Raw genomic sequence first — 13077 nt, 5'->3', positions numbered from 1 at the left:
ACCACTGGTCAGTTCTATTCAAAAACGATGGGGCATGATCTTAAATGTCTTTTTTTTCTGCATCTAGTAAGCTTCTTAGTTCATCTGCTAAAGCGATACAGGCAATACTATCCGTTAAGGGCATCAGGGGATTCTCGAGTTGTCCTTGTGCAAGAGCGGTATGAACTGCTTGAATCTCCGAATGAAAATCATCGATCTCGTACCCAATATCATAGACCGTGTCTTCTTGGTCAATCGTCAAGGTAAAAGAAGTGGGGCGATGGAAGTTGGGGATCGTGATTTTCCCTTTTGTTCCTTGTAACTCCGCCACCGTCTCTTTTGTTTGGTCAAATCCGGTCTCAATCACTGCAACAAAGTCTTCACTGACAAAGCGTGCTTCAACGTAGGTATCGACCCCAGTTTCATAAAGGCTGTAATCGATCAATTCGGCAGTTAAATTTTCTGGTGAAAAATCTTGGATAAAGGCTAAGTTATAGATCCCCATATCCAATAAAGCACCTCCTTGTTTTGGCAGATAATGATAAGTACTGCCTTCGACTGGTAAATGGCGGCGGAAAGTAGTCGTGACACTTGTTAGCTCACCGATATGACCACCATCCACAAGTTCTTTTAGTTTGCGATACGCTGGGGTGAAGCGTGGCTTCATGGCTTCCATAAAGAAGACTTCGTGTGCTTGAGCTTGTTTTTGTACATCGCGCATTTCTTGTGCAGTCAAGGTTACTGGTTTTTCACATAAAACAGCTTTTTTCGCTTGAAAGGCTTTGATGATCCATTCATAGTGATACAAATGAGGCAAAGCAATATAAACGACATCGATAGTTGGATCATCTAATAGGTTTTGGTAGTCATCAAAGACGACGTCACACGGAAATTTTGCTTGAAACGCTTGTGCTTTTTCCATCGTACGACAAGCAACCCCATAAAGCTGGGCGTCTTGAAAATTTTTTAAACTTGCAGCAAAGCGATTGGCGATATTTCCGGCACCAATAATTCCCCAATTGATCATTTCATTTCCCTCTTTTCTTCAGTTGACGGGTATTCTGAGAGAATCCCTGATTCCAAAACAGTTTGTTTTTTTCTTAACTCGACAATATTCTTTTGGTATTCTTTGGCATACAACAATGCAAACAGTGAATCTAAAATATACTCAAAGGCGACCTGTGAAGAAAAGGTGCCGACTTTGAGAAAATCACGTTCATCATGAGAAGCGATGATTGCATGGGTCGCTAATGGGATGATTTTCGCATGGGCGTTTCCAGAAATCACGATCACTGGTACCCCGACATCACGAAAGTGCTGCATGATTTTTTCGTATTGCGTATTTTTCCCACGATAGGTAATAAACACGGCACAATCTTTTTTCGTGACGTTCGACGCATTCCACGCATCATCTCCATACTCATCAGCAACGATCAGATACTTATTGATCTTGACCAACTTATTTTGAAAACTTCTTGCCCGGATCTGAGAATCACCGCGAGCAAATAAGAAAATCCGCTGCGCAGCTTCCAACGATTGCACCACTGCTTCCATCGTTTCTGGGGCGACCTGAGCATGGGTTTTGTGGATCGAGTTGATCGTTAGATCGGCCATTTTTTTCAAAATGTCAGGTGTTTGATCCTTGGGCGAAAAGGGGAAATTCGCGTCAACAAAGGTTGGATTGAACATCTGATTATGGGCAATTTCAGCCAGACCTAAGCGAAAACTTTTAAATCCTTCATAACCCATCTTTTTGGCTAGACGAATGACGGAAGAGTGGGATGTATACGTATGCTTGGCGATGACTTCAATCGTCAACGAAGGCACATCATTGATATTTTGCAAAATATAGTCGGCAATCCGTTTCTCCGTATTGGTCAATCCTTCTTGAAGCCGTAATTTATCTCCTAATAACATCAAACCACCTCTTTCTAATCATAGCCTAGGACAATGAAAACCAAAAGCAAAAACTGTACCTTTTTGGCAATTTGGTAAAAATGTTCAGAACCACTCAGTAGTTTGTGAAAAAGTCTGGTCAAAAGCACCTGTTTTTGGCAAAAGACTTCCCATTTTGAAGAATTTCATCAATAATCAAGCTATCAATTTATAGGAGGAGTCACAATGTTAACTATCGCATATCTCGGAAATGGGAAAAGCACCAATCGCTACCATCTGCCTTTTTCAACCAAGCTACAGGATAAAATCAAAGTGAAGACGATCTATTCACCAAGCGGCAAGCTGACCTGGCCAACACTGGAAGGCGTTCATTACACCTCTGACTTAGAGAATATTTACCGTGATCCTGAAATTCAATTAGTTGTGGTCACGACCCCCAGTCATTTGCATTATAAATTAGGCAAGGATGTCTTGCTTCATGGGAAAAATGTCTTGATCGAAAAACCTTTTACGGAAACCTCGGCACAAGCAAAGGAATTGTTCGCACTGGCGCAGGAGAAAGGCTTGTTTGTGCAATGCTATCAAAATCGCCGCTTTGATTCTGATTTTTTGACCACGCAAAAAGTGATCGAAAGTGGCGTGCTCGGAGATCTCTTAGAAGTAGAGATGCATTATGATTATTTTCGTCCAGAGGTTCCACGGTCAGTGACCGAATTTTCACTGAATACTAGCTACTTATACGGACACGCTTGTCATACACTGGATCAAGTGATCTCCTATTTTGGGCAACCTGACGATGTCCATTATGAGGTTCGGCAATTGCTTGGGAAAAATCGCATGAACGATTACTTCGATTTGGATCTGTTTTATGGTCGAATGAAAGTCTCAGTCAAATCTAGTTACTTCCGATTAAAAGAGCGGCCTAGTTTTGTCGTTTATGGCGAAAACGGCGTTTTTGCAAAACAAACGAAGGATCGACAAGAAGAGCATCTAAAACAGTTTTATCTCCCAGATCATGCAGATTTTGGGATCGATTTGCCAGAGCACTATGGCACACTAACTTATATGGATGCTAACGGTGACTACCATGAAGAAAAAGTCATCTCTGAAATTGGTGATTATAGCCGTGTGTATGAGGGCGTCTATGAAACGATCATCAATGGCAAAGAGAAAATCGTAAAAGACGAAGAAACAATTTTGCAAATCGAAATGCTAGAAACAGGCATCAATCAAGTGATCACTGAGTCATAAGGCAGAGTGATTACGGGGCTTTTGACAAACAAAGCGCCTGAAGGCATCAACTGACTCAACGTAAAGGAGGAGATACGAATCGAACCTTCAGAGATCCTGCAAGAAGAACAGCAGCTGCAGTTTGCTCATTTTGACAATGACCTCGCATTGCGGTTGGTAATTGCCATTGATCAGTACGTTAAAAGGAACTATCCGAAGCCGGTAGGGATCAAAGTTATTCATCATGGCTTGACGATCATTCGATTTTTAATGGCAGGGCGAAAAGAAAGCCCTTGGCTTGAAAGAAAAGAACGAACGGTACTAGAAAGCGGGCATAGTTCACTATATGTCTATACCCAAAAAGATAGAGAGACACAATTCGCTAAATGGGCAGAAGACGAACACTATGCAATTTGTGGCGGTGGTTTTCCAATTATCGAAGACAGAAAAGTCACTGGTGCTATCTGTGTGTCAGGTTTGGCCCATTTCGAGGATCATAAAGTGATCACCGAGGTATTGAAACAAATGATCTAGAAAGATAGAAAAGGGGAAGCAAGATGAACTTAGCGATTTTAGGCGCAGGCATGATTGTCCATGATTTTTTGACGGTGGCGGGGGATGTCCCGCAGCTTGAACTGGCCGCTATCTTTGGGACAGAAAGTGATCTAGAGAAAATGAATCACTTAAAACAGCAATACGGGATTCAAACCGTCTACACAGAGTTAGGGGCATGTTTGGCGGATCCGTCCGTTGACACCGTGTATGTCGCATTACCCAATCATTTGCATTATTCTTTTGCCAAAGAAGCGATCCTCGCTGGCAAACACGTCATTTGTGAAAAGCCATTTACGTTGCAGACACGAGAATTAGTAGAATTAACAGAATTGGCAGCTGCCCATGAGGTGCTTTTGATGGAAGCCATCACGAATCAGTACTTAGCCAACTACCAAGGAATCAAAGCGCAGCTTGAAACATTGGGAGAGCTGAAAGTGATTGAATGCAACTATTCGCAATATTCTTCTCGTTATGATTTATTCAAAGAGGGAACCGTTTTACCTGCATTTAACCCGAAAATGGGTGGTGGGGCATTGATGGATATCAATATCTATAATATTCATTTTGTCGTCGGGCTTTTAGGAAAACCCAAAAGTGTCCGCTATTTTGCTAATGTCGAACAGGGGATCGATACTTCTGGCATGCTGTTTTTAGATTATGAACAAACAAAAGTCGTTTGTATTGGCGCCAAAGATTCGACAGCGACGATTCGCTCAACGATCCAAGGGACGAAAGGATCGATCATCGTCAATGGGCCAACGAATATGCTTGCCAGCTATGACGTTGAACCGGTCCATGGGGCAAAAAGCCATCAGGATCAAAGTGTTCACGAACATCGTATGTTTGAAGAATTTGCCCGTTTTGCACAAGCCATTCACGAAAATGATCAGGCCTTTGTCAAGGAACGCCTTGCCCATAGCAAGCTGGTGATGGAAGTAGTGGAAAAAGCATTGGCAGATGCCCAGATCGTATTAGGATGATCGCATCAATGAGGAAAGACACCAGCTTCTTAGAAAAGTTGCTGGTGTCTTTGTTTGTTTTCTTATTTTTTCTTCTTTAAACTCAATAAGGTTAGTGGGATACCCAGGGTGAGATAGCCGACAATCGTCATCAAACAGACGACCAGCCAAAAGTTATCTACTGCTAGAAACGCAATCAGACTATAGGCCACCAGAATCGAGAGAAAATAAAAAAGAAAGAGCTGAAAAAAGCGTTTAAAACTCACAGTCATTCATTCTCCTTTGTTGTTAAACTGACTAGAAAAGTATACCATATCAAACGCAACTTCAAGGGATGATTGTGAACATTCGTAGGAGCCGCAAAAGGCGAATTGTTTTGTGGGCTGACCGTGATTCGCTATACTTGAAGGGAAGAGAAAGAGCAGGATTTTTTTAAAAGAAGGAGGAGACAGATGAAAAAGGTGGATGTACTGATTATCGGAGCGGGTCCAGCTGGAACGGCTGCTGCCTACGGGTTAAAAGCCAAAGGAAAGACCGTGGCGATCGTTGAAGCCGATTTATGGGGTGGCACTTGTCCCAATCGCGGGTGTGATCCGAAAAAACTACTGATGCGAGGCGTAGAAGTCAAAACAGAGGCGAAACGTATGCAAGGCAATGGCGTTCAAGAGGAGGTATCCATTGATTGGCCGACACTGATGGCGTTTAAGCGCTCGTATACTGATCGTGTGCCGGAGTCAACCAAACAAGGGTTACTGGCAGAAGGAATCACTACTTACTACGGACAAGCCACTTTTCGTGATGCCCATACGGTCGTCGTGGGTGCAGAAGAGATTCAAGCAGAAAAAATAATCATTGCGACAGGACAGCGTCCAGCCGTACTGCCAATCGTCGGCAAGGAGCATCTACAAAGCAGTACTGATTTTCTTTCCTTTGAAAAGATGCCAGCAACGATTGCTTTCATAGGTGCTGGGTATATTACCTTCGAATTGGCAATGATCGCTCAAGCAGCAGGTGCTGAAGTTCATGTGATCCATCATAATGACCAGCCGCTAAAAGGATTTGATGCAGAATTAACCACAGAAATGGTTCGCTCAATGCAGGACCAAGGCGTTTCGTTTCACTTTAATCAGAATACACAGCGAATCACGAAAGAACAAAACCACTATACGATTCAGACACAAGCAGTGTCTCTAACCGTAGAAGCAGTGATTGGTGCCACGGGACGCAGACCCAATAGCGATCAGCTGCAACTGGAAAAGGCAGGGGTAGAAACGTCAAAACAAGGGATCGTAGTAAATGAGTTTTTGCAGACTAGTCAAAGACACATCTATGCCATCGGGGATGTGCTCGCGAAAAAGCAGCCCAAACTGACCCCTGTTGCCAGCTTTGAAGCCGCCTATCTTGTCGAGCATATAGATGACCAGAAAATGCCTATCCGTTATCCGCTGATCCCTACACTAGTTTTTGGTGCGGAAAAACTGGCAAGAATTGGGATCAGTGAGCAAGAAATTGCCGATAATGCCTCAGAATATCATAGTGAGGTGATGGATCTATCTTCTTGGTACACCTATCGACGAATCAATGATCAAGAGGCAAAAATCAAATTGGTTTATGACACATTTGATACCATCGTTGCTGTCACGATTTTTTCTGCATTGGCCGATGAGTTGATCAATTACTTTGTTTTTGTATTAGAAAATCAGCTATCGAAAGAAGCGATTGCCAAGATGATTTTCGCGTATCCAACACCTGCCAGCGATTTGCCTTATTTTCTATAGATAACCAAACAAGCCTGCGCTAGTTTCCGCTAGCACAGGCTCTAAATTATTATGTCCGAATTGACTATAGTCTGCCAACCTTAAATGAACCTTAAAGTTGGTCTGAGGATTATTTAAGAAACGGGTTTGTTTCCTAGTAAAAGTAGATTTTCAGGCTCTCTTTGAAAGGCGGCGTACCGCAATGATTAGTACGATCGATGACAAGAAGAGTCCGATCAAATAGATGATGAAAATAAAATCCGGCTCATAATGCCGATAATTGAATATTTTTATCATAAAAAAGAGAAACGGGATCGCTGCAATAAGGGTTGAAACGAAACGTTTCCGCCATTGTATGAAAAACGATCCAATCACTAGAAAAAGACAAAATGGGACCCAGAAGATCAGATGTCCGATAAGTTCGATTTTTCACACCTCCTAGCAAGTAAAATCATCATAACGTTTCTTCCTAAAAAGCAAGCGTGAATGAAAAAATAATCCCATTAGGCATGTATGAAATTATGAGTGGAGTCTTCTGAAAAGTTCACAAGAAATCTGAGAATTTCAAAAGGAAATGAAAAAACGAGCGGTTAGGAATGTCCCAATAGTCCGAGAAAAAAGCACCTCTTGCAGGATTCAAGTGAAAATGAATCCTGCAAGAGGTGCTTTTTCGTAGAAAATCTGGTGCTTTATTCAATTGATAGCAAAGAAATGATTAGGAAGGAACGGCAGTCTTTTTTTATGGCAAGATGTTCTTACTATAAAAAAGGGAAATGACCATACCTATGTCCAATAGATCCTTATAATAAAATCCTTTCAGTGGCCCAAAGTGTAAGAAAAATCCGAGAATCATTAATACAAACAGCAGCAGGAAGAGCAGGTTGAAAATGGTCATTAAGCGAAAACTGAAATGCCAATTACTCAAGAAATACTGATATTTCGCTGCTCGGTAAATTTTGTTTTGAATCGGAATTTTCTTGAGTGCAGGAATGGATTCATGATAGGACGTAAATAACTCGTAGTCTTTTTTTGTCAGCACTTCTGAGAATATGTTCGTCCCCGCTTGAAAGTCGAAATAGCCCCAATGGAATTGCTCTTTATCATCTGGCGATTCATGCTTCATCAGCTTTCTTGGCTTGATGGTGAAGGCTTTGATGGTCTCATAGGGGTAACTGAAATAGGTGTTGCTTTCTAGATAGTCGATGATGACCAAAAAAAGCATTCGGGTCTCTGTGAAAACCAACAAACGATTGCCACGGGTGTCATAAAAGATGTCACGGTATGCTTTTGCTTTTTCGGTTGTTGCATAGGCATAGGCGCCAAGCCCTTGATTGGCGAAGGCGAGGTTTCCATCTGGCGTCAAGGGCAGATAGCCAAGAATCGTTTCGTCTTTTGCTAAAAGCGTCCGAAGCTCCTCTAATAGATCTTGCAAGAAAACATATTGTTTGGACAGCTCGAAGGTTGTTGCTTTTTCTTGTTCAGATACTTTTGTCAGTGGTTTATTTTCATTTAAAACTAACTGTTTAAAATCCATCGATAGTCATCCTTTCTTTTAAGCGTTTGCGGCCACGGGAAAGACGATTGTAAATTGCTGAGATATTTAAGTCCGTCTGTTCTGCGATGGTTTCGGGTGATTCCTGATAAAAATAGTAGAGCAGAAAGATCCTTTGATCGAGGGCTTCAAGGTCTTCAATAAAGCCCAAAAAGTTTTCCTTTGTCAAAGGTGAATCTTCGATCGCTAGTTCCTGCTCATCAACCGGCTTTTCTTCCAGCGAGCGTTTGTTCAGCTTCCGCTTGTGGTCAATCGCACGACTGCGACTAATCAAAAGCGGCCACGTAATCAAACGACTTCTTTCTGGTTGGTACGTAGCAATCTTTTGCCAAACCTCGTAAAAAACTTCGTTCGCTACGTCTTGTCGCTCGCTCACTTCATGCGGTTGCGAGAGGACACTATGAATCGTCCTCAGCATGCTATCACCATAAACCGCTAACAGTTCTTCTAAGCCGGCATAGTCTTTCTTTTTAATTCGTTCAATGATTTCTTCATCCTGCACCTTTTTCACCCCTTCACACTATATACGAAGAATTTTTGCCTTTTCTATCAGAAAAAGAAAAAAACCTCTGTTAACGAGGTTTATGTTCTTTGGCCAGAAGATCTGTTGCCAAGCGCTGTGCTAAATACTCCCAAAGAATGCCGCCAAAAAAAGCACCAATCATATAAAGAGTGACTGCTTTCAGCTCCACTGGATTATTTGCTAGCCAGAAAGAAAACAGCGAGCCGATGATCAATAGGTAGCTGCCAAAAAGCACTTGCCGCCACGAGCGTTTATTAACAAACTTGCTAATGATAAAGGTTGAAAGGATCATCAAGAGAATTTGGATGAATGCCAGCGAAGGCAGAAGTGCAAAGCCAGAAACAACCATTTCCCAAAATTGTTGAATCAAGAAAAAGAAGGCAAAGAGAATCAGCCCGCGTGAGAATATACTAAGCCGCAAGGAAGATATTTTTTTTCGCATTGGTTTGCTCCTTGAAAGATTTTCTTTATTATAGCAAATTTTTAGTTAAATAATGTAAAAAGATGAACGAGAAAGTCTGCAAAAAAACTTCTCCTACATGTGCCTACTTTTAGTATACTTGAGAGAAACGAGTGGATGGACTCGATACATGAGGAGGATTTTATGCCAATGATTCTTTTTGCGCCTGCCAAATGGTCCTCAGAAAGCGATGCAGGAGATTGAACACTTTTTAGAAAAAAAACAATCTTCCTACTAAAAAAAAGAGCGATTATCATTGAGATAATCACTCTTTTTTTAATAGAGATCTAATAGCATCAGCAAACCCGGGACCCACGTAGTAAAGATACCACAAGCGATTGCAAAATAATGAATCTTACGACCAAAGTTTACCTTCAAGATTGTATCTAAAAAGCCGCAAAACCATAACGCTCCCCATGTTAACCAAATCAATGCAAAGAGGGGATCTTGCTCCCATTGCCAAGAAACCCAGGCAAAAGGCAAGGTATTGATGGCTACGAATAGCGCAAAAATCCCATAAATACGTAGATCTAAATCAAAGAGGTAAATGATCCCTACCAACAAATACGTGAATGCAAAGAGAAAGCCAGTGCCTGCTTCATAATAAGCGCCTTGAAGCATATAGACTAGGTTGATAATAAAAGATAACGAACCTGTAAAAAGATTGATTAAAGCAAGTGAGCGATAGTCAATGTGAAGTAAGCTGCCCCAACCATTGATTATCAAGGTGATTCCTACGAAAAATAAGCCAATTCCTAACATAAAATCCTCCTTTAATTAAATTTAGAATAACAAATTCTAAGAAAAAAGAATAGCTCTATTTGATTTTGTGTCAATAAAAATAAAAATAATCGATAATTCTGCTATTATTTGCTGTTAAATTTGATAAAATCAATAGCAAAGAGTGTTGCTTGCCGATGTTTTTCTCGATAAGGGAAAAATTTCAGCGTATAATAAGAACTTTTACTCGTTGAAAGAATGGGAAAAGAGACAGCATCAATAGATTTTCAGTGTATTGATCGGACAAAAAGCAGACGAAGCAGTAGTTTATCAGTTTTTACAAATTTGCAGCAGCGAGGACTGCTTCGTGGAAAGGAGGAATTATGCCGAGAAAAGACCGAATTTTACTTTTTATTGACGACTATATGCAAGAACAGGGTTGTGCACCTACCATACGGGAAATCTGTGCCAATGAAGAGATAAATACAACTTCTTTGGTTTATCGTCATTTATTGCGTCTTGAAAAAAGAGGCCTGATTTACCGAGCTTACCGTTATAAGTCACGCTCGGTACGTTTTACAGATGAAGGGAAGGCCTATGTCAAAGCGTTGCGGCAAGCGCAAGGCAATGAAGAATAAATAAACACCAAAATAAAAAAGCCTAAGGCTTTTTTATTTTGGTGCACGGTAGCCGGCAGCTTCCGCTTCAGCGATCGTTTTGAACCATTCTTTCGGGTTGGTAGTATCCTCGTAGTATTTAGATCCTGGCAAATGATAGATGCCACTTTTTGACCCTTTAATTAAACCGTTGCCTTGTTCATCGACATATTGTTTCTGTTTCTCATCCGCTTCATTGCTTTTATTGCCGGCAGAAGTCGAAGCTGTGGTTTTTTCACTACTTGAAGCATCCTTCTCCGATTGTGGCATTTCTTCGCTTGAAATCTCGCTGGTACCATCCGCATAGTTGATTGTGACGCCATCTTGGATGTTAAAGATATAGCAGTTAAATTGGATCGTGTCATCACCAATGGATTTTGCTTGCATCTGGACACCACGAGCAACCAGTTCGTCTTCGCGATAGATCGGAGTGACGGAATATCGGACATAATGCTTTTTATCTTGCTTGAGATAATAGTTGATATCCATTTCTAAGCGCAACATCTCGGGATTGTTCAACTGACTAGTCCCCGTGATCAGATTCTTCCAGTTTGCATTTTCGCCAGCTAAAGCAAACCCAATCAAATGGGTCCGATTATATAAATATTTTCCATTGGGGAGTTGCTTATTACGCCAGCCCGTTGGTTTCACACTAGAGATATCGCCACGCTTTTCCGTTGGCATCAAGGATTGATTCAACATTGCTTCAGCAGAGGTCGCACGATTGAGGTGGTCAAGGTCGCCGTATGCTTCCCAGGCACCGTTTTCAAGTGAAAGATCATCTTCTGAAAACTCAGGAATGTTCTGATTGACTTCAATCGTTTGGGTGCCTTGGTAGGTTAACTGTGCCAGTTCATCTGCACGAATATCCTTTGCAGAAGTGGCAGTCACCTCTGATGATGGTGTGTTATGGTTTGGGAATAGCTCATTATTTTGTAGGAAACCAAAGCCAACTGCTGTGATTGTGAGAAGCGCAGTGACCGATCCGATAAATGTTTTTTTCTTTGCCATCTTTTTTTGCCTCTCTTTTCATTGATGTATAGTTAGCATAAACGGGGAGTAAAAAAACTGCAACCCATTCATCATACCATTTGCATGGAGCGTTTTACAGAGCTTTCCTGCTGCTTTTGTTTTTACTCTTGATTGTTTCCAATCAACGCTCCTTACAAAGGGAATATATTAGAATAAAATTTTTCGTCTGCAAGCCATATTTTTCATGTTTTAAAAAAACTATGTGATATAATGAGTAAAGTTGCTGCTCTATCCCTTTGGTGCTTGTTTTAATAACAGGCATCTCCAGCTGCGGAACGAAATTTCAGCTGTCTAGCAGACAACCTTCAAACGAAAGAAATCCGGACAATTTTCTGAACGATTTCCTTTCTTTGGGCAAAATTATAGGAGAAGGAGTGTATCCCATGAACCAGCAAGAAACTATCTTACATTATTTAAATAAGAAAGACTCTGAAAAATTAAAAAAACTCGTATCAGGAATGGAAGAGCTGCCGCTATTACAATTATTCAGTAATTTATCCGCGGATGAAAAAGTGATCGTTTTCCGACTATTACCGAAAGATAAAGCCCTTATCCTATTTGAAGATTTGACACCAGCCACACAACAACACTTGTTACGCTCTTTCACCGATGAGCGAGCAACCGAATTTGTAAACGAGATGGCCCCCGATGTCCGTGTAAGGCTCTTGGATGAGTTGCCAGCCACCGTCACGCAAAAACTTTTACAATCGTTGGCCCCCGATGAACGAGCCGCGACAAACCTCTTATTAGGATATGAAGCTGAGACTGCTGGCCGTTTAATGACACCGGAATTCATCACACTGAAGAAAGACATGACAGTCAATCAAGCGTTAGAAAAAGTGCGGATGCAAGCCAAAGAAAAAGAAACGATTTATACGCTCTATGTGACCGACCAAACGAAAACCTTAGAAGGGGTCTTGTCATTGAAAGATCTCTTGATGGCACAAGGGGAGCAACTCATCAGTGAAATCATGTCACGAAAAGTAATCTATGTGACTACTGACACGGACCAAGAAGAAGCGGCACGTTTGCTAAATGAACTAGATATCATTGCGCTACCAGTCGTAGACAAGGAATCACGAATCGTTGGGATCATCACTGTCGATGACGCCATCGATGTCATCGAGCAAGAAACGACGGAAGACATGTTTAATGCCGCAGGTTTAGTCGATGTTGCTTCTAATGAAGCAGACCGTAGTAATGTTCTGATCAACGGCAGCCTTTGGCAAATTTGGAAAGTCCGATTGCCGTTTTTAGTGATCACTTTGGTTGCTGGTCTTTTAGCTGGGGTAGTCATTGATGAATTTGAACAAACATTGGAATCGGTGGCAGCTGTTGCAATCTTTATTCCTTTGATCATGGATATGGGGGGGAACGTTGGAACACAGTCCTCAACTGTTTTTGTTCGCGGGATGTCATTAGGGCATATTGATCTTTCGACCTTCACCCGCCATTTCTTTAAAGAGGTTTGGATTGGCTTGAGTTTAGGTTTGATCGTAGGGATCATCTCCGGCACCGCCGCTTCACTATGGCAAGGGATCCCCATGTTAGGTGTGGCTGTTGGTGTTTCGTTAGTTTTTGCCATGACCTTAGCCGCAGCACTTGGTTTCTTAGTTCCGTTTGTACTTATTAAACTGAACATCGACCAAGCAGCCGGTTCGGCACCCATTATTACCTCAATCAAAGATATTGCCGGCTTGTTTATCTACTTTATTTCTGTAAATGCTCTCTTGGGACATTTACTTTAGCCATCCGTCC

15 protein-coding genes are annotated in these 13077 nt (G+C 41.6%); 6 read left to right on the top strand and 9 right to left on the bottom strand.

Going from position 1 to position 13077, the window contains the following annotated elements:
* Positions 1-40: 40 nt before the first annotated feature.
* Positions 41-1006: a Gfo/Idh/MocA family protein gene (locus IGI78_RS08450; RefSeq protein ID WP_368256570.1), complete on the bottom strand. Its 966-nt coding sequence runs from the start codon at positions 1004-1006 to the stop codon at positions 41-43.
* Positions 1003-1896, bottom strand: coding sequence for a MurR/RpiR family transcriptional regulator (locus IGI78_RS08445; protein WP_368256569.1), 894 nt, complete (start codon positions 1894-1896; stop codon positions 1003-1005). The genes IGI78_RS08450 and IGI78_RS08445 overlap by 4 nt, the downstream gene beginning before the upstream one ends.
* Positions 1897-2100: 204 nt before the next feature.
* On the opposite strand from IGI78_RS08445, the gene IGI78_RS08440 reads away from it, so the two are divergent.
* The 3 genes from IGI78_RS08440 (at position 2101) to IGI78_RS08430 (ending at position 4640) form a co-directional block, all read left to right on the top strand.
* A complete protein-coding gene (locus tag IGI78_RS08440) occupies positions 2101-3126 on the top strand; it encodes a Gfo/Idh/MocA family oxidoreductase (protein WP_368256568.1) in 1026 nt (341 codons plus the stop codon).
* 72 nt (positions 3127-3198) lie between these two features.
* On the top strand, positions 3199-3639 hold the full coding sequence (locus IGI78_RS08435) for a heme-binding protein (protein ID WP_368256575.1): 441 nt from the start codon (positions 3199-3201) through the stop codon (positions 3637-3639).
* A 23-nt stretch (positions 3640-3662) separates the two neighbouring features.
* Positions 3663-4640, top strand: a complete 978-nt coding sequence (locus IGI78_RS08430; RefSeq protein ID WP_368256567.1) for a Gfo/Idh/MocA family protein — start codon at positions 3663-3665, stop codon at positions 4638-4640.
* A gap of 62 nt (positions 4641-4702) precedes the next feature.
* Here IGI78_RS08430 and IGI78_RS08425 read toward each other — a convergent pair whose 3' ends face one another.
* A complete protein-coding gene (locus IGI78_RS08425; RefSeq protein ID WP_167821869.1) occupies positions 4703-4891 on the bottom strand; it encodes a hypothetical protein in 189 nt (62 codons plus the stop codon).
* A gap of 180 nt (positions 4892-5071) precedes the next feature.
* On the opposite strand from IGI78_RS08425, the gene IGI78_RS08420 reads away from it, so the two are divergent.
* Complete coding sequence (locus IGI78_RS08420; RefSeq protein ID WP_368256566.1) at positions 5072-6397, top strand: NAD(P)/FAD-dependent oxidoreductase; 1326 nt, start codon at positions 5072-5074, stop codon at positions 6395-6397.
* A 150-nt stretch (positions 6398-6547) separates the two neighbouring features.
* Here the strand turns inward: IGI78_RS08420 and IGI78_RS08415 are convergent, their stop codons facing one another.
* From IGI78_RS08415 to IGI78_RS08395, 5 genes are all read right to left on the bottom strand, one after another.
* The gene (locus IGI78_RS08415; RefSeq protein ID WP_430617957.1) at positions 6548-6673 is read right to left on the bottom strand and encodes a hypothetical protein; all 126 of its coding nucleotides are present in this window, start codon (positions 6671-6673) and stop codon (positions 6548-6550) included.
* Between the two features lie 442 nt (positions 6674-7115).
* Complete coding sequence (locus IGI78_RS08410) at positions 7116-7910, bottom strand: hypothetical protein (RefSeq protein WP_368256565.1); 795 nt, start codon at positions 7908-7910, stop codon at positions 7116-7118.
* Positions 7900-8439, bottom strand: coding sequence for a sigma-70 family RNA polymerase sigma factor (locus tag IGI78_RS08405; protein ID WP_430617955.1), 540 nt, complete (start codon positions 8437-8439; stop codon positions 7900-7902). Before IGI78_RS08405 ends, IGI78_RS08410 begins: the two co-directional genes overlap by 11 nt.
* A 61-nt stretch (positions 8440-8500) precedes the next feature.
* A complete protein-coding gene (locus IGI78_RS08400) occupies positions 8501-8893 on the bottom strand; it encodes a hypothetical protein (protein ID WP_430618573.1) in 393 nt (130 codons plus the stop codon).
* 294 nt (positions 8894-9187) lie between these two features.
* A complete protein-coding gene (locus IGI78_RS08395) occupies positions 9188-9673 on the bottom strand; it encodes an AmiS/UreI family transporter (protein WP_368256562.1) in 486 nt (161 codons plus the stop codon).
* Between the two features lie 341 nt (positions 9674-10014).
* Here IGI78_RS08395 and IGI78_RS08390 point away from each other — a divergent pair, with 341 nt between their 5' ends.
* Positions 10015-10269, top strand: a complete 255-nt coding sequence (locus tag IGI78_RS08390; RefSeq protein ID WP_081119458.1) for a LexA family protein — start codon at positions 10015-10017, stop codon at positions 10267-10269.
* A 33-nt stretch (positions 10270-10302) separates the two neighbouring features.
* On the opposite strand, the gene IGI78_RS08385 is transcribed toward IGI78_RS08390, so the two are convergent.
* Entirely contained in the window at positions 10303-11298 is a 996-nt protein-coding gene (locus IGI78_RS08385; RefSeq protein ID WP_368256848.1) for a DNA/RNA non-specific endonuclease, read from the bottom strand.
* A 404-nt stretch (positions 11299-11702) separates the two neighbouring features.
* On the opposite strand from IGI78_RS08385, the gene mgtE reads away from it, so the two are divergent.
* A complete protein-coding gene (gene mgtE / locus IGI78_RS08380; RefSeq protein WP_077453352.1) occupies positions 11703-13067 on the top strand; it encodes a magnesium transporter in 1365 nt (454 codons plus the stop codon).
* Positions 13068-13077: the final 10 nt, after the last annotated feature.

It is taken from the genome of Enterococcus sp. DIV1767, assembly GCF_050542585.1.
Lineage (GTDB): Bacteria > Bacillota > Bacilli > Lactobacillales > Enterococcaceae > Enterococcus_D > Enterococcus_D innesii.
The sequence above is the reverse complement of the archived record's forward strand: the minus strand, read 5'-3'. Positions and strand labels throughout refer to the sequence as shown.